This is a genomic window from Streptomyces cupreus, from assembly GCF_014257025.1.
Taxonomy (GTDB): domain Bacteria; phylum Actinomycetota; class Actinomycetes; order Streptomycetales; family Streptomycetaceae; genus Streptomyces; species Streptomyces cupreus.
Genome location: NZ_JACMSF010000022.1, coordinates 1 through 19,976 on the forward strand (window position 1 = coordinate 1; position 19,976 = coordinate 19,976).

The 19,976-nt window shown below is 70.4% G+C and carries 21 protein-coding genes; 8 read left to right on the plus strand and 13 right to left on the minus strand.

Annotated elements, in window-relative coordinates; genetic code table 11:
• The first annotated feature begins 617 nt into the window (after window positions 1-617).
• Both H4N64_RS20820 and H4N64_RS20825 read left to right on the plus strand, forming a co-directional pair.
• The gene (locus tag H4N64_RS20820; RefSeq protein WP_186283905.1) at window positions 618-1,454 is read left to right on the plus strand and encodes an SCO4651 family lipoprotein; all 837 of its coding nucleotides are present in this window, start codon (window positions 618-620) and stop codon (window positions 1,452-1,454) included.
• A 98-nt stretch (window positions 1,455-1,552) separates the two neighbouring features.
• Complete coding sequence (locus tag H4N64_RS20825) at window positions 1,553-1,741, plus strand: hypothetical protein (RefSeq protein WP_186283906.1); 189 nt, start codon at window positions 1,553-1,555, stop codon at window positions 1,739-1,741.
• 22 nt (window positions 1,742-1,763) lie between these two features.
• Here H4N64_RS20825 and H4N64_RS20830 read toward each other — a convergent pair whose 3' ends face one another.
• A complete protein-coding gene (locus H4N64_RS20830; RefSeq protein WP_186283907.1) occupies window positions 1,764-2,096 on the minus strand; it encodes a metal-sensitive transcriptional regulator in 333 nt (110 codons plus the stop codon).
• Window positions 2,097-2,284: 188 nt separating this feature from the next.
• Between H4N64_RS20830 and H4N64_RS20835 the strand changes: the two genes are divergently transcribed.
• Together H4N64_RS20835 and H4N64_RS20840 are read left to right on the plus strand one after the other, a co-directional pair.
• Window positions 2,285-2,905: a DUF47 domain-containing protein gene (locus tag H4N64_RS20835; protein WP_009326469.1), complete on the plus strand. Its 621-nt coding sequence runs from the start codon at window positions 2,285-2,287 to the stop codon at window positions 2,903-2,905.
• A gap of 8 nt (window positions 2,906-2,913) precedes the next feature.
• A complete protein-coding gene (locus H4N64_RS20840) occupies window positions 2,914-3,912 on the plus strand; it encodes an inorganic phosphate transporter (RefSeq protein ID WP_186283908.1) in 999 nt (332 codons plus the stop codon).
• A gap of 178 nt (window positions 3,913-4,090) precedes the next feature.
• Here H4N64_RS20840 and pstB read toward each other — a convergent pair whose 3' ends face one another.
• From pstB to H4N64_RS20900, 12 genes are all read right to left on the minus strand, one after another.
• Entirely contained in the window at window positions 4,091-4,867 is a 777-nt protein-coding gene (gene pstB / locus H4N64_RS20845) for a phosphate ABC transporter ATP-binding protein PstB (protein WP_186283909.1), read from the minus strand.
• An 81-nt stretch (window positions 4,868-4,948) separates the two neighbouring features.
• On the minus strand, window positions 4,949-6,001 hold the full coding sequence (gene pstA, locus H4N64_RS20850; RefSeq protein WP_186283910.1) for a phosphate ABC transporter permease PstA: 1,053 nt from the start codon (window positions 5,999-6,001) through the stop codon (window positions 4,949-4,951).
• Window positions 5,998-7,005, minus strand: coding sequence for a phosphate ABC transporter permease subunit PstC (gene pstC, locus H4N64_RS20855; protein ID WP_186283911.1), 1,008 nt, complete (start codon window positions 7,003-7,005; stop codon window positions 5,998-6,000). Before pstC ends, pstA begins: the two co-directional genes overlap by 4 nt.
• Before the next feature lie 104 nt (window positions 7,006-7,109).
• Window positions 7,110-8,234, minus strand: coding sequence for a phosphate ABC transporter substrate-binding protein PstS (pstS, locus tag H4N64_RS20860; protein WP_186283912.1), 1,125 nt, complete (start codon window positions 8,232-8,234; stop codon window positions 7,110-7,112).
• Between the two features lie 323 nt (window positions 8,235-8,557).
• On the minus strand, window positions 8,558-8,992 hold the full coding sequence (locus H4N64_RS20865) for an NUDIX domain-containing protein (RefSeq protein ID WP_186283913.1): 435 nt from the start codon (window positions 8,990-8,992) through the stop codon (window positions 8,558-8,560).
• Between the two features lie 41 nt (window positions 8,993-9,033).
• On the minus strand, window positions 9,034-10,245 hold the full coding sequence (locus H4N64_RS20870) for a CHAD domain-containing protein (RefSeq protein WP_186283914.1): 1,212 nt from the start codon (window positions 10,243-10,245) through the stop codon (window positions 9,034-9,036).
• Complete coding sequence (locus H4N64_RS20875; protein ID WP_186283915.1) at window positions 10,226-12,457, minus strand: RNA degradosome polyphosphate kinase; 2,232 nt, start codon at window positions 12,455-12,457, stop codon at window positions 10,226-10,228. Before H4N64_RS20875 ends, H4N64_RS20870 begins: the two co-directional genes overlap by 20 nt.
• A gap of 276 nt (window positions 12,458-12,733) precedes the next feature.
• Entirely contained in the window at window positions 12,734-13,633 is a 900-nt protein-coding gene (locus H4N64_RS20880) for a hypothetical protein (RefSeq protein WP_186283916.1), read from the minus strand.
• The gene (locus tag H4N64_RS20885) at window positions 13,630-13,788 is read right to left on the minus strand and encodes a hypothetical protein (protein WP_186283917.1); all 159 of its coding nucleotides are present in this window, start codon (window positions 13,786-13,788) and stop codon (window positions 13,630-13,632) included. The genes H4N64_RS20880 and H4N64_RS20885 overlap by 4 nt, the downstream gene beginning before the upstream one ends.
• A complete protein-coding gene (locus H4N64_RS20890) occupies window positions 13,785-14,783 on the minus strand; it encodes an ABC transporter permease (protein ID WP_186283918.1) in 999 nt (332 codons plus the stop codon). Before H4N64_RS20890 ends, H4N64_RS20885 begins: the two co-directional genes overlap by 4 nt.
• Window positions 14,780-15,745 carry an ABC transporter ATP-binding protein gene (locus tag H4N64_RS20895; RefSeq protein ID WP_336246744.1) on the minus strand — a complete coding sequence of 322 codons (966 nt, stop codon included), beginning with the start codon at window positions 15,743-15,745 and terminating at the stop codon, window positions 14,780-14,782. Before H4N64_RS20895 ends, H4N64_RS20890 begins: the two co-directional genes overlap by 4 nt.
• Window positions 15,742-16,128 carry a GntR family transcriptional regulator gene (locus tag H4N64_RS20900; RefSeq protein ID WP_186283919.1) on the minus strand — a complete coding sequence of 129 codons (387 nt, stop codon included), beginning with the start codon at window positions 16,126-16,128 and terminating at the stop codon, window positions 15,742-15,744. The genes H4N64_RS20895 and H4N64_RS20900 overlap by 4 nt, the downstream gene beginning before the upstream one ends.
• A 112-nt stretch (window positions 16,129-16,240) precedes the next feature.
• Here H4N64_RS20900 and H4N64_RS20905 point away from each other — a divergent pair, with 112 nt between their 5' ends.
• Genes H4N64_RS20905 through H4N64_RS20920 form a run of 4 tightly spaced genes read left to right on the plus strand, consistent with a single transcriptional unit; the run spans window position 16,241 to window position 19,975 of the window.
• Window positions 16,241-16,792 carry a sigma-70 family RNA polymerase sigma factor gene (locus H4N64_RS20905; RefSeq protein ID WP_186283920.1) on the plus strand — a complete coding sequence of 184 codons (552 nt, stop codon included), beginning with the start codon at window positions 16,241-16,243 and terminating at the stop codon, window positions 16,790-16,792.
• Window positions 16,789-17,604, plus strand: coding sequence for a zf-HC2 domain-containing protein (locus H4N64_RS20910; RefSeq protein WP_186283921.1), 816 nt, complete (start codon window positions 16,789-16,791; stop codon window positions 17,602-17,604). Before H4N64_RS20905 ends, H4N64_RS20910 begins: the two co-directional genes overlap by 4 nt.
• Window positions 17,601-18,461 (plus strand): ABC transporter ATP-binding protein, encoded by an 861-nt coding sequence (locus H4N64_RS20915; protein ID WP_186283922.1) that lies wholly within the window; start codon window positions 17,601-17,603, stop codon window positions 18,459-18,461. The genes H4N64_RS20910 and H4N64_RS20915 overlap by 4 nt, the downstream gene beginning before the upstream one ends.
• Window positions 18,458-19,975, plus strand: coding sequence for an ABC transporter permease (locus tag H4N64_RS20920; RefSeq protein WP_186283923.1), 1,518 nt, complete (start codon window positions 18,458-18,460; stop codon window positions 19,973-19,975). Before H4N64_RS20915 ends, H4N64_RS20920 begins: the two co-directional genes overlap by 4 nt.
• The last annotated feature ends 1 nt before the right edge of the window (window position 19,976 follow it).

The window sequence follows — 19,976 nt, forward strand, 5'->3', positions numbered from 1 at the left end:
GGACCCCCGCTGTCGGCCCTGAACGGGCCTCGTCCTCAAACGCCGGACGGGCTGGGGGTGGCTGGGCTGCGTTGTTCCCAGTGGGTGGGTGGGGGTTTGGGATGGGTGTGGGCTCGTTTTCGAATGCCGTGGGGGGTTGGGGGTGGCTGGGCTGGGTTGTTCCGGGTGGGTGGGTGGGGGTTGGGCTCGTTTTCGAACGCCGTACGGGCTGGGGGTTGGGATGGCTGTGGGCCCGGCCTCGGCGGCTGGGGTTTTCGGGGGCGGTGGCTCGTGGGGGTGGCTCGTCGGGGGTCGGACCTTTCGTTTCCCCGGTACACCCTCAGCGCTCCGTGTGTGTCTCCGCGTCTCTTCTCGCCTGGCTTCTTGCTCTTCTTGCTGGGCCCTTCCAGCCGCAGGTGCACTGGGCCGTGCAGAACCGGCCCTCTTCGATCGTTGCCGTGCGGTGGGTTGTGGGGGGTGTGGGTCGGGCTTGGTCTTGTGCCACGGGGTCAACCGTACCGAGGGGAGGCAAAGGGTTTCCATGGCTGTTCGGGTGCGTTACGAGGGCCCCTCGGTCGTCGTTATGCGGGACGACGGGGGGCCCGTGACGGACGTACCGGCTGGGGGATAGGCAGGCGATGGCGGAGCGGCGGTTCAGGCGGAGGGGAGCGGTTGTCGCGGCGGGGGTCGCGGCGTGTGCGGTGGGTGCCGTCAGTGGGTGCGGGAGTGGTCATGGGGCCGCTCTTGATGACGGTAGGGGTGAGGAGGCTGTTGAGGTTGTGCGGCGGGCCGCCTCCGCGCTTGTCGATGCTCGTAGTTCCAAGGCCCGTACCTCCATGGAGATGGCCACCGGGGGGACCCGGGTCACCATCCGGGGCGAGGGTGTGTACGACTTCCGGCGCCATGTCGGGCGGCTCAAGGTGCTGCTTCCCCAGGATCCTGCCGGGGACTCCTCCCGGCCCATCACCGAACTCCTCGCGCCCGGCGCCCTGTTCATGAAGAACCGCGGTGCCGGCGTTCCCGCCGACAAGTGGGTACGGGTGGAGACCGCTTCCATGTCGGACGGGAATCTCGTCACCGGTGGGGCCACCGATCCCTTCGCCGCCGCGGAACTTCTTCTTGGTGCGGAGGCTGTGAGTTATGTGGGGGAGGAGCAGGTCGGCGGGGCCGATGTGACCCACTACCGCGGTACCGCCGATCTGCGGAGGGCCGCCGAGCTTGCCTCCGACGGGTCCCGGGACTCCCTCGCCGCCGCGGCGAAAGGGTTCGCCACCTCCAAGGTGCCCTTCGATGTGTATCTCGACGACGAGGGGCGCATCCGGAAGGTCCGGCATCGGTTCAGCTTCGTCAACGGGCAGCAGAAGGACGCCGTGGACGTCGCCTCCACCACCCTGCTCTTCGACTTCGGCGTACCCGTCGTCGTACGGCTGCCCGACCGCGACGACATCTACGCCGGTCGCATCGCCGAGGAGTGAGGATCCTCGACGGTCTTCAAGGACTAGCCCGTCCGTGCCATGCGCGGTGCGTAGGCCGCTCCCTACTCTAGGAAGTCGGTGACGGCAGAGAAGAGGTGATGCGCGTGGCTCCGGTCGGCGGTACGGCAGTTCAGGACCACGTGGCCCTCGCCGAGATCGAGTTGTGCGGTGAGCTCATCATCGCGGCCTCGGCTGCCGAGGACCGGCTCAGTCTGGAGAGCATCGACGAGGTGCTGCGGGTGGGGGAGGAGCGGGAGGGGTGTGACCCCGGCTCCTCCCATCGATGAGTCCCACCGATGATTTTCGGCCTCATGTCCGCAGCAGGCGGCCGATCGCCTTCGTCGCCTCTTCCACCTTCGCGTCGATCTCGTCGCCGCCCTTGACGGCCGCGTCCGCGACGCAGTGGCGCAGGTGCTCCTCCAGCAGCTGGAGGGCGAAGGACTGCAGGGCCTTCGTCGATGCCGATACCTGAGTAAGTATGTCGATGCAGTAGACGTCCTCGTCGACCATCCGCTGAAGGCCCCGGATCTGGCCCTCGATCCGGCGCAGGCGCTTGAGGTGCTCGTCCTTCTGCTTGTGATAGCCGTGCGTGGCGTGCTCATGCTCGGAGGGCGCCGTGGCGCCGGCCTCGGTCGTCGTCATCGCGTCCTCCAGACATATACCCCTACTGGGTATATCGTACCGAACTTTGCTGGGTATAGGGCCCTTGGTACGCCCCCGTGCTGATCACTGTGCCCGATGGGCGACACTGGGGGGCGGCCCATTAGCCGTGGCCGGATGATGCGCCTAGCATCAGCCTGACCGAAACCGAAGCACCCCGAGGACCCCACGTGCGCTTTCGTCTGACCCCCAGGGAGACGAGCTTCTACGACATGTTCGCCGCGTCCGCGGACAACATCGTCACGGGCTCGAAACTCCTCATGGAACTGCTCGGGGCGGACGCTTCCGCCCGGGCCGAGATCGCAGAGCGTATGCGGGCAGCGGAACACGCCGGTGACGACGCCACACACGCGATCTTCCACCAGCTGAACTCCTCGTTCATCACGCCCTTCGACCGCGAGGACATCTACTCCCTCGCGTCGTCCCTCGACGACATCATGGACTTCATGGAGGAGGCCGTCGACCTGGTCGTCCTCTATAACGTCGAGGAACTGCCCAAGGGTGTCGAGCAGCAGATCGAGGTGCTCGCCAGGGCCGCCGAGCTGACCGCCGAGGCCATGCCCAATCTGCGGACCATGGACAACCTCACCGAGTACTGGATCGAGGTCAACCGGCTGGAGAACCAGGCCGACCAGATCCACCGCAAGCTCCTCGCGCACCTCTTCAACGGCAAGTACGACGCCATCGAGGTCCTCAAGCTCAAGCAGATCGTGGATGTCCTGGAAGAAGCCGCCGACGCGTTCGAGCACGTGGCGAACACGGTGGAGACGATCGCCGTGAAGGAGTCCTGAGCGCGTCCATGGACACCTTCGCTCTGGTCGTGACCATCGCGGTCGCGCTCTTCTTCACGTACACCAACGGCTTCCACGACTCGGCGAACGCCATCGCCACGTCCGTCTCCACCCGGGCGCTCACTCCTCGGGCCGCGCTGCTCATGGCCGCGGTGATGAATCTCGGCGGCGCCTTCCTGGGGTCGGGTGTCGCCAAGACCGTCAGTGAGGGTCTGATCGAGACGCCCGAGGGCTCGAAGGGGATGGGGATTCTCTTCGCCGCGCTGGTGGGCGCCATTACCTGGAACCTCATCACCTGGTACTTCGGGCTGCCCTCGTCCTCGTCCCATGCGCTGTTCGGCGGCATGGTGGGGGCCGCGCTCGCGGGCGGGACCACCGTGTACTGGGACGGTGTGCTGGAGAAGATCGTCATCCCGATGTTCGTCTCGCCGCTGGTGGGGCTCGGGGTCGGCTACCTCGTCATGACCGCCATCATGTGGATATTCCGGCGGGCCAATCCGCACAAGGCCAAGCGCGGGTTCCGCATAGCGCAGACGGTGTCCGCGGCGGGCATGGCCCTCGGTCATGGTCTCCAGGACGCCCAGAAGACCATGGGCATCGTGGTGATGGCTCTGGTCATCGCCGATGTCGAGGACTACGGCGATCCGATCCCGGTGTGGGTGAAGATCGTCTGCGCCGTGATGCTGTCGCTCGGTACGTATGCCGGTGGCTGGCGGATCATGCGGACGCTGGGGCGGAAGATCATCGAGCTGGACCCGCCGCAGGGCTTCGCGGCCGAGACCACCGGTGCGTCGATCATGTTCACCACGGCGTTCCTGTTCAAGGCGCCGATCTCGACCACCCACGTCATCACCTCCGCCATCATGGGCGTCGGCGCGACCAAGCGTCTGAACGCGGTGCGCTGGGGGGTCGCCAAGAACATCGTCCTCGGGTGGTTCATCACCATGCCGGCCGCGGCGCTGGTGGCCGCGGGGGCGTTCGGGGTCGTGCACCTCGCGTTCCTGTAGCGGACACGGCGAGCGAGCGGACGTACTGCAGAAACGACTCAGCAGGCAGGTCGGCGCACCGGCCCGCCTGCTTGAGCAATGAAACAGGCCCGCCCCCCGGGAGCCAGGGGGCGGGCCCTTATCTGCCTCGCGGTGGCACCGCCATGCAGCACCGCGAGGGGTCCAACCGGACTTCGGCTCAGCCGAAGCGGCCCGAGATGTAGTCCTCGGTGGCCTGGACCGACGGGTTGGAGAAGATGCGCTCCGTGTCGTCGATCTCGATCAGCTTGCCGGGCTGGCCGACGGCCGCCAGGTTGAAGAAGGCGGTGCGGTCCGAGACACGGGCCGCCTGCTGCATGTTGTGCGTCACGATGACGATCGTGAAGCGCTCCTTCAGCTCGCCGATCAGGTCCTCGATGGCGAGGGTGGAGATCGGGTCCAGGGCCGAGCAGGGCTCGTCCATGAGCAGGACCTTCGGCTCGACCGCGATGGCGCGGGCGATGCACAGACGCTGCTGCTGACCACCGGACAGACCCGAACCCGGCTTGTTCAGGCGGTCCTTGACCTCGTTCCAGAGGTTGGCGCCCTTGAGGGACTTCTCGACGATGTCGTCGAGCTGGGACTTCTTGTACGAGCCGTTCAGCTTCAGGCCGGCCGCGACGTTGTCGTAGACCGACATCGTCGGGAACGGGTTCGGGCGCTGGAAGACCATGCCGACCTCGCGCCGCACGGAGACCGGGTCGACCCCGGCGCCGTACAGGTTCTCGTCGTCGAGCATGACCTTGCCCTCGACCCGGCCGCCGGGGGTGACCTCGTGCATGCGGTTGAGGGTGCGCAGGAAGGTGGACTTGCCGCAGCCGGAGGGGCCGATGAAGGCGGTCACGGAGCGGGGCTCGACGGTCATCGAGATGTCTTCGATGGCGCGGAAGGAGCCGTAGTAGGCGCTGAGGCCGCTTACGTCGATTCGCTTGGCCATGGGTATCACTGCTTCTTTCGGGAAAAGTCTTTCGATCGGTCGCTGTATGGCCCCACGCGGCGGTAGCCGCATGTCGTCGCTTTAGCGACCGGTCTTCGGCGACTTCCAGCGGGCGATGCCGCGGGCCGCCAGGTTCAGGATCATCACGAAGGCGATCAGGGTGAGAGCCGCGGCCCAGGCGCGGTCGTACGCCGCTTCCGAGCCCGCGCTGTTCGCGTACTGCTGGTAGATGTACAGCGGCAGCGACGCCTGCGCCCCTTCGAAGGGGTTGTTGTTGATGAACGGGTTGCCGAACACCAGCAGCAGGACGGGCGCGGTCTCACCGGCGATACGGGCGACCGCCAGCATCACACCGGTGGTGATACCGCCGAGCGCGGTCGGCAGGACCACCTTCAGGATGGTGCGCCACTTGGGCACGCCCAGGGCCAGGGACGCCTCGCGCAGCTCGTTCGGGACGAGCTTGAGCATCTCCTCCGTGGAGCGGACCACGACCGGCATCATCAGGATCGCGAGGGCCAGGGCGCCCGCGAAGCCGGAGAAGCTCATGTCGAAGATCAGCAGGAGGCTGAGGATGAACAGACCGGCGACGATCGACGGGATGCCGGTCATCACGTCGACGAAGAAGGTGACGGCGCGGGCCAGATGGCCGCGGCCGTACTCGACCAGGTAGATCGCGGTGAGCACACCGATCGGCACGGCGATCAGGGTGGCGATGCCGACCTGTTCGAGGGTGCCGATGATGGCGGCGTAGATGCCGCCGCCCGGCTCGGTGTCGGAGACCACGCCCATGGAGTGGCTCAGGAAGTAGCCGTCGAGGACCTTCGAGCCGCGCTTGACGGTCTCCCACACCAGCGAGGCGAGGGGCACCACGGCGATGATGAAGGCGACCCAGACCATCGAGGTCGCGATGCGGTCCTTGGCCTGACGCTTGCCCTCGACGCCGGCGGCGATGAAGTACGTGCCGAAGACGAAGAGCAGCGCGGCGATCAGACCCCACTGGATCTTGCTCTCGATGCCGGTGGCCACGCAGAGGCCGATGGAGACGGCGACGGAGCCGACCGCGATGGCCCAGGGGGACCACTTGGGCAGTCGGGCGCCCTGGAGGGAGCTGGGGTGCTGGACGAGAGTGCTCATGCGTTGGCCCCCGAGTACTCCTTGCGGCGGGCGATGATCGCGCGCGCCGCGCCGTTGACCAGCAGGGTGATGACGAACAGGACGAGACCGGAGGCGATCAGCGCGTCCCGGCCGAACTCGTCCGCCTCACCGAACTTGCTGGCGATGTTCTGGGCGAAGGTGCCGCCACCCGGGTTGAGCAGGCTGCCGTGGATCAGGAAGTCCGGGGAGAGCACGGTGGCGACGGCCATCGTCTCGCCGAGCGCGCGGCCGAGGCCGAGCATCGACGCGGAGATCACGCCGGAGCGGCCGAAGGGCAGCACCGCCATGCGGATGACCTCCCAGCGCGTGGCGCCGAGGGCCAGGGCGGCCTCTTCGTGCATCTGCGGGACCTGCTTGAACACCTCGCGGCTCACGTTGGTGATGATCGGCAGGATCATGATCGCGAGCAGGATGCCGACCGTGAGCATCGAACGGGGGGCGCCGCCCTCCCAGTCGAAGATTCCGGTCCAGCTGAAGTAGTCGTTCAGCCAGCCGAACAGGCCGTCCATGTGCGGTACGAGGATCAGGGCGCCCCACAGGCCGTACACGATGGACGGCACCGCGGCGAGCAGGTCGATCACGTAGGCGATCGGACCGCTCAGCTTGCGCGGGGCGTAGTGGGTGAGGAACAGCGCGATGGCGACGGCGACCGGGACCGCGATCACCATGGCGATGATCGAGGAGATGATCGTGCCGTAGGCCAGGACGGCGATGCCGAAGACCGGCTCGGTGCCGGCGGTGTTCCACTCGAAGGTCGTGAGGAAGTTGCCCTCGTCCTTGCTGATGGCGACGGCGGCCCGCCAGGTGAGGAAGACCGCGATGGCGGCCATGATCACCAGCAGGAAGATGCCGGAGCCACGGGCGAGACCGAGGAAGACCCGGTCGCCGGGACGGGTGGCGCCGCGGGCGTTGCGCTTGCGCTCGGCCACGGTCGGCTGCGGTGGGGGAGGGGGGGTTTGGATGTTCTTGGTGGTTATGTCCATCGGGTTCTCCGGTCTGCGGCGCCCTCGATGGTGGAGGGCTCCTGGCGGCGGTGCACCGGACGGTGCGGCCCGACCCCGCGGGGGGACCGGGCCGCACACTCAGGTCAGTTCAGGCCCGCGACGGTCTCGCGGACCTTGGTGATGATGTCGTCGGGCATGGGGGCGTAGTCGTTCTCGGTGAGGATCTTCTGGCCGTCCTCGCTGGCGATGTAGGTCAGGAACGCCTTGACGGTCGGCAGGGTCTCCGCCTTGTTGCCCTTGTCGCAGACGATCTCGTACGTCACCAGGGTGATCGGGTAGGCGCCGTCGGCCTTGGTGGCGTAGTTGAGCTCCAGGGACAGGTCCTTGCCGGTGCCGACGACCTTGGCGTCCGCGATGGCGGCGGTGGCACCGTCGACGGAGGCCTTGACCGGCTCGGCCGCGCCCGTGTCGATGGCGACGACGGAGGAGTCCTTGGCGTAGGAGAGCTCCATGTAGCTGATCGCGCCGGAGGTCTGCTTGACCTGCTGGGCGACACCGGAGGAACCGGACGCGGACTGGCCGCCGGGAGCGGTCCAGGCCTTGCCGCCCTCGTACTTCCAGTTGTCCGGGGTGGTGGCGATCAGGTACTTGGTGAAGTTGTCCGTGGTGCCGGACTCGTCCGAGCGGTGGAACGCCTGGATCTTGAGGTCGGGCAGCTTCGCGTCGGGGTTCAGCTTCGCGATCGCCGGGTCGTTCCAGTTCTTGATCTTGTCGCTGAAGATCTTCGCCAGGGTCGGCGCGTCCAGGACGAGGTTGTCGACACCCTCGACGTTGTACGAGATGGCGATCGGGCCGCCGACCATCGGCAGGTCGATGCCCTGGCCGCCCTCGCAGACCTCCTTGGAGGCGGTGACCTCTTCGGGCTTCAGGGCCGAGTCGGAGCCGGCGAAGGCGACCGTGCCCTGGGTGAACGCGGTGACACCGGCGCCGGAGCCGCCGCCCTTGTAGTTGATCTGGACGCCCGAGCAGGCGGCGGTGAACTGCTTCACCCACGCGTCGATCGCGTTCTTCTGCGCGGACGAGCCGTCGGCGAGCAGCTGGCCCTTGGCGTCGTCGCACTTGATGTTGCCGGCCGCGGCGCTGGTGGTGGCGTCGCCGCTGCCGGTGTCGCCGGTGTCGTCGGAGCCGCACGCCGTGAGGGCCAGGGCGCCGGAGACGGCGAGAGCACCGAGAGCGAGGGCCCGCCGGTTCATGCGCTGAAGCTTCACTTGAGGGAGTTCCTTCCAGGAGCCGCCGTCCTGAATTCGGCGGCGTGCGAAGTCTTGGAGATGTGGGCGCGGAACGGAACTGCGCGCCACACCGCGTAAGGCCGAAATTAGGCAGAACAGGTGAAGGCGCCGATGGCCGTAAATGAACGAGGGGTGAACCCCTGGGGACGGTGCGGTGAGGTCACGGAACGCTTACGTTGGGGACACGGGTCGATGGCGGCGCGGGCCTCGGATCGTCACTCTATGCAGCGGGACGACTTCGTACCGGTCGGCAGGGCCCGACGTGTGGCGGTGGGCCCACGATCGGGGTACCGACCGCATGCTCACCGGCCCTGCCCGCGCTCGGCGGCGGGTATGACCAGCTCGTCCATCAGGTCGCGATCCCGGGTCTGCGTCAGTCTGCGGCGGGCTGCTTCGGGGCGCAGCCAGACGATGCGGTCCACCTCGGTGGTCGGCGCGAAGGTGCCGGGGCCGGCCTCGGCCGCCCAGTAGCGGACCTGCTTGGGGCGGCCGGCGGCCATGTAGGTCAGCGTGGAGAGCTCGGTGCCGGCGGTGGCCCGGTAACCGGTCTCCTCCTCGACCTCGCGCAGCGCGGCGGCGAGCGGTTCCTCGCCGCGCTTCAGCTTGCCCTTGGGGTGGGACCAGTCGTCGTATTTCGGCCGGTGGACGAGGCAGACCTCCAGCTCGCCGTCGACCGGGGAGCGGCGCCACAGCACGCAGCCGGCCGCCTGGACGGTGGAGTCGTCGCGTTGTGTCACAGGTGGGCCGGCCTCCTTCAGTGGCTCCGTTTTCAGTGGCTTCAGTGCGTGCTGATCTTCTGTTTCTGCCAGCACTGCTGGAAGGCGAAGCGGGCCGCCTCGACCTCGTGCCGCTGGTCGGCGTGGAGCACGCCGAGGGCGTACGCCGTGGCCGGGGCGATGCGGGGGGTGCGGGCCGCGGCCGCGGCGGCCGCCGCCGCCTCGGAGGCGTCGCGGTGGCGGTCCAGGGACTGACCCGCGGTGAGCAGGCGTACGTCCCGGGGGGCGTCCTCGCCGAGGAGTGCCTCTCGGGCGTAGCGGTGCAGGCGGAGCAGGAGGCGGACCTGGTGCCAGGGGGCGTCCTGGGGGTGTGGGGCCGGGTCCGGGGAGAGGCCGTGGATGAGGGCCTCGGCGTTGTACGGGTGGCCTGCGGTGACCAGGGGGAGGGCGGTTACCGCGTCCGTGAGGCGTTCCTCGGCGGCTGCGGCGAGGGGGCGGAGGTCGGTGGCGGTGGCGGTCTGGGTGAGGGGGACCTCGCTGGCCAGTACGGCGATGTTGTCGGCGACGGCGTGAAAGCGGGAGGAGCCGAGGGCCTGCAGTGCGGTGCTGTGTGCTCTTGTCCGGGCGAGGGTGAGCTGGCGCTCCAGTAGGGCGCCTGCTTTCGCGGCGCCCACGGTGAGGTTGCCGCGCTCTATGGGTGCCTGGGGGTGGGTCGCGGCTCCGTCGGTTGTGACGTTGCCGTTCTCCGTGGTGGCCGGTGGGCGGGTCGCTGGGCCGGCGCCGCCGGGTGCCGCTTTCAGTGGGACGGCCGCCGCCCCAGCGGCACGACTGCCCGCGGCTACGTCGGGGGCGTTGGCGGTCTGGGCCGGGAACGCCGTTGCCCCCGACAGCCGGTGCAGCGCCAGCAGCAGGCGTTCCAGGCGGGCCGCGTAGGCGTGTTCCATGGCCAGGGTGCCTGAGAGCCAGGCCAGTTCCGGGCGGATGCGTTCTGACCAGTCGGGGTCCAGGAGCGGGCGGAAGGTGTGGAGGCTGCCGCTGATGCGTCGGGCCGAGCGGCGCAGGGCTCGGGCCGCGTCGACCGATTCCTCCGAACCGTTCTCCCCGGCCCGTGACTTCGCCCGCCCCGGAGATCCTCCGTCGCCGCCGCCGGTCTCCCGGTGCAGCCGCAGCGCGCGGAGGAACTCCATGGCCTGGGTGCGCAGGTAGGCCTCGAGGGCCTCCCCGGTCACCGGCACGGCCGTGGGGTTCGTCGGGTCAAGGTGTTGCTGTGCCACGCCGGCGCCTCCGGGCGTCTATGAGCATCTCCTGGACGTTCCGCAGGGGCTGGCCATCCGCGTCGGTCGCGTGCCGGGTCCACTCGCCGTCCGGGCCGAGATGCCAGGAGGCGGTGGTGTCGGACATGCCGGTCTCCAGCAACCGGTTGAGGGCCGCCCGGTGGGCCGGGTCGGTGACCCTGACCAGTGCCTCGATGCGGCGGTCGAGGTTGCGGTGCATCATGTCGGCGCTGCCGATCCACACCTCGGGCTCGCCGCCGTTGCCGAAGGCGAAGACCCGGGAGTGTTCGAGGAAGCGGCCGAGCACGGAGCGGACCCGGATGTTCTCCGACAGGCCCGCCACACCCGGGCGCACCGCGCTGATGCCGCGCACCCAGATGTCGACCGGCACGCCCGCCTGGGACGCGCGGTACAGAGCGTCGATGACGGCCTCGTCGACCATCGAGTTGACCTTGACACGGATGAACGCGGGACGCCCCGCACGGTGGTGCTGGACCTCCTTGTTGACCCGTGAGATCAGGCCGTCGCGCAGGGACTTGGGGGCGACGAGGAGCCGGCGATAGGTCTCGCGGCGCGAGTAGCCCGACAGGCGGTTGAAGAGGTCGGACAGGTCCGCGCCGACCTGCGGGTCGGCGGTGAGCAGGCCGAGGTCCTCGTACAGCCGCGCCGTCTTCGGGTGGTAGTTGCCGGTGCCGACATGGCTGTAGCGCCGTAGCGTGTCGCCCTCCTGGCGGACCACCAGGGACAGCTTGCAGTGGGTCTTCAGGCCGACGAGGCCATAGACCACATGGCAGCCGGCCTCCTCCAGGCGCTTGGCCCACTTGATGTTGGCGTGCTCGTCGAAGCGGGCCTTGATCTCGACCAGGACAAGCACCTGCTTGCCGGCCTCGGCCGCGTCGATGAGCGCGTTGACTATGGGGGAGTCGCCCGAGGTCCGGTACAGGGTCTGCTTGATGGCGAGGACGTCCGGGTCCTCGGCCGCCTGCTCCAGGAACGCCTGCACGGAGGTGGAGAAGGAGTCGTACGGGTGGTGCAGCAGCACGTCACGGCTGCGCAGCGCCGCGAAGATGTCGGGCGGGGACGCCGACTCGACCTCGGCGAGATCGCGGTGGGTGCCGGCGACGAACTTCGGATACTTCAGCTCGGGCCGGTCCAGGGAAGCGATCCGGAACAGACCGGTGAGGTCCAGCGGGCCGGGCAGCGGGTAGACCTCGGCCTCGCTGATCTTCAGCTCGCGCACCAGCAGGTCGAGGACCTCGCGGTCGATGGACTCCTCGACCTCCAGGCGCACCGGCGGCCCGAAGCGGCGCCGCATGAGCTCCTTCTCCAGGGCCTGGAGGAGGTTCTCGGCGTCGTCCTCCTCGACCTCCAGGTCTTCGTTGCGCGTGATGCGGAAGGCGTGGTGCTCCAGCACCTCCATGCCCGGGAACAGCTCTTCCAGGTGCGCGGCGATGACGTCCTCGATGGGGACGTACCGGCCGGGCGAGCTCTCCAGGAAGCGGGAGAGCAGCGGCGGCACCTTGACGCGGGCGAAGTGGCGGTGCCCGCTGACCGGGTTGCGCACCACGACGGCAAGGTTCAGGGACAGGCCCGAGATGTACGGGAAGGGGTGCGCCGGGTCGACAGCCAGCGGAGTCAGCACGGGGAAGATCTGGTGCCGGAAGAGGGTGAACAGGCGGGCCTGCTCCTTCTCCGTCAGCTCGTTCCAGCGGACCAGGTGGATGCCCTCCTCCGCGAGCGCGGGGGCGACGTCCTCGTGGAAGCAGGCGGCGTGCCGGGCCATCAGCTCGCGCGAGCGGGCCCAGATCATCTCCAGCACCTGGGTCGGCTGCAGCCCGGAGGCGGAACGGGTGGCGACGCCGGTGGCGATACGGCGCTTCAGACCGGCGACCCGGACCATGAAGAACTCGTCCAGGTTGCTGGCGAAGATGGCGAGGAAGTTCGCCCGCTCCAGCAGGGGCGTGGTCGGGTCCTCGGCGAGTTCGAGGACTCGCTCGTTGAACGCCAGCCAGCTGCGCTCCCGGTCGAGGAAGCGGCCCTGGGGCAGGGGCGCACCGTCGGTCGGCGCCTCCTCGTAGGCATCGAGGTCGGCGTCGATGTCGGGTTCGAGGTCGGAGACCGAACCGGCCACGGTGCGCGAGCGGTGGGCGGCGATGGAGCCGACTGAGGGCTGCGCGTGCTGGACCTGTGCCTGGGCGTTCTGCTGACTCATGGACCCATTCTTCCGCGTCTCCAGCGATACGGGCGCGTCGGAAGACGCGGGCGGGAGAGTGGCGGCAAGACGTCGGGCGTCCCCGTTCCCCGCGATCCTCTCGGGAGGCGGCGAAGGCTCTGGCACGGCGGGCTTCATTCGCCGAGCGTCGCAAGCCCGTCTGAACCAATGGTTACGGAGACATGGCGTGTGGGACACCGAGCGGCGGCTCCCGGGCGTCTACATGCCGGGGCCGTACGTCCCTCCCCCCGTAGGAGGGACGTACGGCCCCGGAGATCAGATGGTCCGACGGCGCAGCGCCCAGAAGGCCCCGGCGACGGCCATGCCGGCGACGGCGAGGAGGATGCCGCTCTCGACGTACTGGATCGGCCAGAAATGGGACTGGGGGTGCAGGGTCACCCGGGTCTGGGTGGCGGATACCTGGAAGGCCGAGCGGGGTATTTCCCAGCCCGATTTGTCGCGGGTGACCGTGGACCACAGGTCCCCGCGGTGGGCCTCCAGCAGGTTGTGGAGGAACAGCGAGCCGGCGAGGGCCGCCCCGGCCGCGGGCAGCGCCCGCCCGAACAGCATCCCGGCGAGCGCGCCGAGGGCGAGGCCGGCCAGGACGTACGCGACGGCCGTGGGGCCGGTGCCGACGAAGACGTCCGGGTAGTACCAGTCCCCGACCAGGTTCGGGTTGTCCTCGCCCCGGGCCCACACCCCGAGCAGGACCACCGCGGTCGTGCCGGCGGTGAGCAGCGCGGCCGGTACGGCGAGCTTGGCGGTCAGCCAGCGGGTCGGGGTGACCGACTGGGTCCAGGCGAGACGCGCGGTGCCGTTCTCCAGCTCGCGCCCGATGAGCGCCCCGCCCGCCCAGGCGGCCACCGGGAACATCAGCCAGGCCAGGCAGGCGGTGACGAAGGCGATTCCGGTGGAGTACGTCTCGTCCGCGGTGATCGCGTGGACCGCGGCGCAGGACATCAGCCCGTCGGTGGGCGGCGTGGAGCAGGCGCTGTTGCCGCGCTCGGCCTCGTCCGCGAGGGCGCCCAGCCACATCAGGCCCGCCGTGGCGGCGAGCAGGGCGAGGCCCCAGAGGACCAGCGCGGTGCGGTGCAGCCGCAGCACGACCCGGAGCAGGCCGCCGGGCCGGGGCGGGGTGTGGCCGGTGGGGATGGGTGTGGTGGTGAGGGTGGTCATATGGCGGCTCCGGTGCGGTGTTTGAGGAGCCGGGAGGCGGCGAGGACGGCGGCGGCCGTGAGGGCGAGGGCGATGCCGGTTTCCATGAGTTGGAGGCGCCAGAAGTGGGCGGCGGTGTGGGGCGGGGTGTGGCCGGTGGTGGTGAGGGTGGTCATATGGCGGCTCCGGTGCGGTGTTTGAGGAGCCGGGAGGCGGCGAGGACGGCGGCGGCCGTGAGGGCGAGGGCGATGCCGGTTTCCATGAGTTGGAGGCGCCAGAAGTGGGCGGCGGGGTGGTAGTAGGCGTAGAAGCCGGTGATGTCGCGCTCGGTGAGGCAGCCGGGCATGCCCATGCAGTCCGGGATCGGGACGTGGGCGCCGTTGCGGGTGAGGGCGCCTCCCTCGACGATCAGGCCGGCGGTCTCGGGGTAGTCGTCCGTGGCGGTCACGAGGTCGGGCGGCCACAGGTGCGGGCGCAGTTCGCCGATCCGGTTCTGGAGCGTCACCAGGGCCAGGGACGCCACGGCCAGCGCGGGCAGGGCGCGCGGCAGGAGCAGGCCGGTGAGGGCGCCGACAGCGAGGCCGAGCAGGGCATAGGCGGTGGCGGCGCTGCCGTTGGCCAGGAAGATGGTGTCGTCGTGCCAGACACGCCAGCCGATGGTCAGGTGCAGCTTGCCGTCCGAGGTCCACGCCAGCCGGTGCAGCAGCGTGAGCGTGAGCATTCCGGCGGTGAGCAGGGCGGCCGGTACGGCGAGCTTGGCGGCCAGCCAGCGCGCGGGTGAGACGGACTGCACCCAGGCAAGACGGGCGGTGCCGTTCTCCATGTCGCGGCCGATGAGCGCGCCGCCGGCCCAGGCGGCGGTCAGCAGCGGCACCCAGTACATCACTGCGCCGCTGACGCCGAGGACGTCGTCGTAACGGCCCATGGCAGGGCCGGTGAAGTCGCAGCCCAGGTTCGGCCGACCGGAGCCGCAGCCCATGTCCCGGTACTCGGCCCAGGCGGCGTCCGCGCCCGGCCCGTACACCCACAGCAGTGCTCCGGCGGTCAGTCCCACCAGCATCAGCCAGAACAGCAGCGCCGACCGATGCACCCGGAGCATCACCCAGACCAGCCCGCGCGGGCCGCGGGAGTGCGGTGCGGTGGCGGTCGCCCGCACGGTCACGGCGGTCATACGGCCGCCTCCTGTGCGTCGTCCAGAGTGAGGGCGGGGGCGTCGGGGGCGCGCAGATGGGCGAGGACCAGCTCCTCCAGGGTCGGCTCGGTGGCCTGCCAGCCGGGGGTTGTCGGGCCCTCGGGCCGGATCAGCGCGGTGAGCTGGCGGCCGGTGGTGCGGGACTCGACGACGGTGTGCGGGGCGAGGGAGTCCTTGGCGCGTCCGGTGACGAGGCGGTGCGCGGCAAGCAGGTCCTCCAGGGGGCCGGCGAGGCGGATCCGGCCCGCGCCGAGCAGCAGGAGGTGGTCGCAGGAGCCCTCAAGCTCCGCCACCACGTGCGAGGACATGACAACCGTGGTGCCGTGTTCGGCCGCGTCCGCCATCAGGGTGCCGGTGAGCTGGTGCCGGGCGAGCGGGTCGAGGTCGGCCATCGGCTCGTCCAGGAGCAGCAGTTCGGGGCGCTTGCCGAGGGCCAGGGCGAGGGCGACCCGGGTGCGCTGGCCGCCGGAGAGGGTGCGGATCTTGGCGTCCGGGTCCAGCTCGCCCTCGGCGACGATCCGCTCGGCGACGGCGTGGTCCCAGCGCCGGGGGTTCAGCTCGCGGCCGAGCCGCAGGGTGGCGGCTACGGTGAGATGGGGGTGCAGGGGCTTGTCCTGGGCGACGTAGGCGAGCCGCTCGCGGGCGGCGGCCGGGGTGGTGCCGAGCACGGACACGGTGCCCTCGCTGGGCCGGAGCAGTCCGGCGGCGAGTGCGAGGAGGGTGGACTTGCCGGCGCCGTTCGGGCCTACGAGGGCGCAGATGCGTCCGACGGGGAGCCGAAAGTCGAGCTGCGACAGGCCGGTGGTTCGCTGCGGCGCCGTCGTGGCTGGTCGCGCCCCGCGGCGGAGCCGCATATCGACATGGCCCCGCGCCCTCATGGTGCGCTTCCAGGCGCCGAACGCCTTGCTCAGCCCAGCCGCCCCTATGGCGATATCGGTCACGCCTCGTCCCCCTTGAAGTGTTCTTCCAGTACGGCCGCGAACAGTGCGGCTACGTCGTCGTGCTCCAGGCCTGCCTCGCGGGCCCGCACCGCCCAGTCCGTGAGTTCGGCGCGCAGTGGGGAGTCGGCGGGCGCGGCGCCCAGCGACTTGCGTACGAAGGTGCCGAGGCCTCGGCGGGCCTCGACCAGGCCCTCGCGCTCCAGCTCGCGGTAGGCCTTCAGAACGGTGTTCGGGTTGATGGCCGTCGCCTCCACGACCTCCCGCGCGGTGGGGAGCTTGTCGCCCGGTGCCAACAGGCCAAGGCGCAGCGCCTGTTTGGTCTGCTGGACGATCTGCAGGTAGGTGGCGACGCCGCTGCGCCGGTCGATGCGGTACTCGACCACTCCGTTCCACCACCCTTTCACTAATTGAGTAGTGAAAGGGTGGTGGAAGTGGAGTCCGAAAGTCAAGCGTGGTTCCGTGAACCGCACGGCCGGGCTCGTCCGATGAGGAGACGTGAGCGAAACGAGAAGCGACGGGGAGCTGCTGCGCGCCGTCGCGGCGGACGGGGACCGGCGCGCCTTCGAGGAGCTGTACCGGCGGTTCGCGCCCTGGCTGACCGCCCGACTGCGGGGCCGGTGCGCCGACCCCGGGATCGTCGACGACGTCGTACAGGAGACGTTTCTCGCGGTGTGGCGGGGGACCGCCAAGTACCGGGAGGACGGGTACTCCGGAGACGCAGCCGGGTGGCTGTGGCGGATCGGGTCGCGGCGGCTGATCGACGTGCTGCGCGGCGACGGGGCGCGCGGCCGGCTGCGGCAGGCGCTGTCCCGGCTCAGGCACCGGGACGAGGCGTCCGCGGAGGACCGCGTGCTCGCGGGGGTTGAGCACGGGGACCTCGCGGGCGCCCTGATCCGGCTCTCACCGGAGCTGCGCGCGGTGCTCCAGGCCACGGTCGTCGACGGGCTGACCACCCGTGAGGCGGCCGTGCTGCTGGGGATTCCGCCCGGGACCGTCAAGACGCGGGCCATGCGTGCCCGTAAGCAACTGCGGGAGGCGCTGGCATGACCTGGCACGTATCCGAAGAGGACCTGCGGGCCTACGCGCGCACCGAGTTGGCGGCGCCCATGCTCTGGTCCGCCGACACCCACCTGGCCGCCTGCGCGAGGTGCCGGGCGGCGCTGGCCGAGGTCAGCGAACCCGTCGACGCCGGCTGGGAGCGGCTGGACGCCGAGCTCGACGCGCCCCGGCCCGGACTGTTCGAGGGGCTGCTGGTGCGGATCGGGGTCGCCGACCACACCGCGCGGCTGCTCGCGGCGACGCCCGTGCTGCGCAGGTCCTGGCTGGCGGCGGTGGTGTTCCTGCTGGTGACGACGGTGGGGGTGGTGTACTCCGCCGGCTCGCCGACCCTGTTCCTCGCCCTGGCGCCGCTGCTGCCGCTCGCGGGGGTCGCGCTCAGCTACGGACCCGCGCTGGACCCGACGTACGAGATGGCGGTCGTCGCCCCGGTGCACGGGTTCAAGCTGCTGATGATCCGGACGCTCGCCGTGCTCGCCGCCGGACTCGGCCTCAACGGTCTGGCGACGCTCGCCCTTCCCGACTACGGCCTGCGCGCCCTGGCCTGGCTGCTGCCCGCCCTCGCCCTCACCGCCACCGGGCTCGCCCTCACCCCCCGCTTCGGGCCGGTCCTCGCGCCGTCCCTGGTCGGCGGGGCGTGGGTGGCCCTGATCGCCGCGGCCGACGCCGCCGCCGACGGCGGGCCGCTCATCCCCTTCACCGCTGCCGGACAGAGCGCCGCCGCCGCGGTCGCCGCCCTCGCGGTCGGCCTTCTCTACCTCGCACGTGACCGATTCGACGTCTTCCACAGGAGCGCCGTATGACCTCCACCGTCTCCGCCTCCGGGCTCAGCCTCCATTACGGCGGCACCCGCGCCCTCGACGATGTGTCGCTGCGGCTGACCCCGGGCGTGACCGGGCTCCTCGGGCCCAACGGCGCCGGAAAGACCACCCTGTTGCGGGTACTCGCCACCGCCGTGCCCGCCCAGCGCGGCCGGTTCACGGTGCTCGGGCACGACCCCGGCTCCACGCGCGGGCGGCAGGAGGTGCGGCGGCGGCTCGGGTATCTCCCGCAGACGCCCGGCTTCCACCCGGACTTCACCGCCTTCGAGTTCGTCGACTACGTGGCGATCCTCAAGGAGATCAACAATCGCGCCGCCCGCCACCGCGAGGTGCGCCGCGTCCTGGACGAGGTCGATCTCGGAGACGTCCGCGGAAAGCGCGTCAAGAAGCTGTCCGGCGGTATGCGGCAGCGGGTCGCGCTCGCCGCCGCCCTCGTCGGTGACCCCGGGTTCATGGTCCTGGACGAGCCCACCGTCGGACTCGACCCCGAACAGCGCATGCGGTTCCGGGAGTTGATCGCCCGGGCCGGTGAGGGCCGGACCGTGCTGCTGTCCACCCACCAGACCGAGGACGTGGCGATGCTCTGCCACCGTGTCCTGGTGATGGCCGGCGGCCGTATCCACTTCGACGGCACCCCCGCCGAGCTGACCGCACGGGCGGCCGGCCGGGTGTGGAGCAGCGCCGAACGGGCCCCGGACGCGAAGGCGGGCTGGCGCACCGGTGCCGGCACCTTCCGCAACGTAGGCGATCCACCGCCCGGCGCCGAACTCCTCGATCCCACCCTGGAGGACGGCTACCTGCTCACCCTCGACGGCCACGGCCTGGCGGTGACGGCATGAACACGCTCATCCAGCCGGCGCCCGTCGCCGTGCGCACCGAACCCCGCGACTCCTGGGCGTCCGTGTTCGCGCTCGCCCGTTTCGAGTCGCGCAGACTCCTGCTGTCGATCCCGGTCCTGGTCGCCTTCGCGGTCCACCTCGCCTGGATCGTGTGGCACACCCTCGACTCCTACGACGGCTTCCCCGCCCTCCAGGACGCCGACCGGGACACCCAGAGCCCGCCCATGCTCGTCGGGCTCGCGGTCCTGCTCACCGTGAACCTCGCCGTGCTGCGCTCCCGGCGCCGGGACACCGACCGGCACTTCGACGTGCTGGTCGTCACCACTTGGCGCCGCAGCGCCGCCCACGTCCTGTCCGTCGTACCCGCGGCGCTGCTGACCGCGGTCTGTGTGGGCGTGCAGTTCGGCTGGGAGGCGCTCAAGCCGGGCGCCGTCGGGCACGGTTCGCCGGGCGAGCTGCTCGTCGGGCCGCTGACGGTGCTGCTGTTCGGGACGCTCGGGGTGCTGCTGGCCCGGCTGCTGAAGTCGGCGTTCGTGGGCCCGCTGCTGGTCGTGTTCTTCCTCTTCTTCGTCGTGCTCGGAGTGGCCCCCGGCGACACCGAGTCCGGGACGCGCTGGCTGAACCCGGTGGTCGGCGAGAGCAGCTCCGAGACGCTCCCCTCCGACCTGCTGGGCCGGCCTGCCGCCTGGCACGCCCTGTACCTGCTGGGCCTCGGCCTCACGGCCGCTGTCCTCGCGGTGCTGGCCGGTGGCGGCCGCCGCGTCCGGACCCTCTACGCCGCCCTCGGCGGGGCCATGGCCCTGACCCTGGTCGGCGCGATCGCCCAGTCCGGAGGCGAACCGGCCTCGCTGACGGCGGCCCGCGAGAAGGCCACGGTCGACCCCGAGCAGACCTGTGTGCAGCGCGGCCGGTCGACGTACTGCGCGTATCCGGAGTGGGAGCCCCGGGTCGGGACCTGGGCGCAGGTGGTGGACGAGGTCTCGGATCTCGCCGGCGGCACCGCACACGGCCAGAGGCTCCTCGTCCGCCAGCGCGTCGAGGCCCGCTACGGACTCTCCGGCGACGGCGCCCTCCAGCCCTCCGGCACCGCGCACGAGGTCACGGTCGGCACCCGGTGGGGCGGCCCCCGTGTCCCCGAGTTCTCCTCGGCCGTCGCCGCCGTACTGGTGGCGGGGAACGAGCAGGCGGGCAGCGAGCTGTGCGACGGGCGGATCGTCACCGTGATGTGGCTTGCCCTGGGCTGGCAGGACCAGCCGATGGACGCGCTGCGCAAGGTCCGCCTCGACGACAGCGTCTCCGGCTCCGCGATCGTGCTCCAGCCGACGGATCCGCTGTCCATGTCGGCGGCGCAGACCGATGTCGTACGCACGCTGCTGACCCGCCCTCGTGGTGAGGCCACGGCGCGAGTGAAGGAGCACTGGAGCGAGCTGACGGCTCCCGGGCTGACCACCGCTCGGGCCGCCGAACTGCTCGGGGTGAAGGGGATCACGGAGAAGGACGGGTGCCAGGAGTGAG

Bases quoted from the DNA above. Each gene is read 5' to 3' on its own strand.
- H4N64_RS20890 (WP_186283918.1), bottom strand. From the start codon at position 14,783: ATGACCGCCGTGACCGTGCGGGCGACCGCCACCGCACCGCACTCCCGC.
- H4N64_RS20885 (WP_186283917.1), bottom strand. From the start codon at position 13,788: ATGACCACCCTCACCACCACCGGCCACACCCCGCCCCACACCGCCGCC.
- H4N64_RS20840 (WP_186283908.1), top strand. From the start codon at position 2,914: ATGGACACCTTCGCTCTGGTCGTGACCATCGCGGTCGCGCTCTTCTTC.
- H4N64_RS20875 (WP_186283915.1), bottom strand. From the start codon at position 12,457: ATGAGTCAGCAGAACGCCCAGGCACAGGTCCAGCACGCGCAGCCCTCA.
- pstB (WP_186283909.1), bottom strand. From the start codon at position 4,867: ATGGCCAAGCGAATCGACGTAAGCGGCCTCAGCGCCTACTACGGCTCC.
- pstC (WP_186283911.1), bottom strand. From the start codon at position 7,005: ATGGACATAACCACCAAGAACATCCAAACCCCCCCTCCCCCACCGCAG.
- H4N64_RS20910 (WP_186283921.1), top strand. From the start codon at position 16,789: ATGACCTGGCACGTATCCGAAGAGGACCTGCGGGCCTACGCGCGCACC.
- H4N64_RS20830 (WP_186283907.1), bottom strand. From the start codon at position 2,096: ATGACGACGACCGAGGCCGGCGCCACGGCGCCCTCCGAGCATGAGCAC.
- H4N64_RS20880 (WP_186283916.1), bottom strand. From the start codon at position 13,633: ATGACCACCCTCACCACCACACCCATCCCCACCGGCCACACCCCGCCC.
- H4N64_RS20915 (WP_186283922.1), top strand. From the start codon at position 17,601: ATGACCTCCACCGTCTCCGCCTCCGGGCTCAGCCTCCATTACGGCGGC.
- H4N64_RS20920 (WP_186283923.1), top strand. From the start codon at position 18,458: ATGAACACGCTCATCCAGCCGGCGCCCGTCGCCGTGCGCACCGAACCC.
- H4N64_RS20820 (WP_186283905.1), top strand. From the start codon at position 618: ATGGCGGAGCGGCGGTTCAGGCGGAGGGGAGCGGTTGTCGCGGCGGGG.
- H4N64_RS20825 (WP_186283906.1), top strand. From the start codon at position 1,553: ATGCGCGTGGCTCCGGTCGGCGGTACGGCAGTTCAGGACCACGTGGCC.
- pstA (WP_186283910.1), bottom strand. From the start codon at position 6,001: ATGAGCACTCTCGTCCAGCACCCCAGCTCCCTCCAGGGCGCCCGACTG.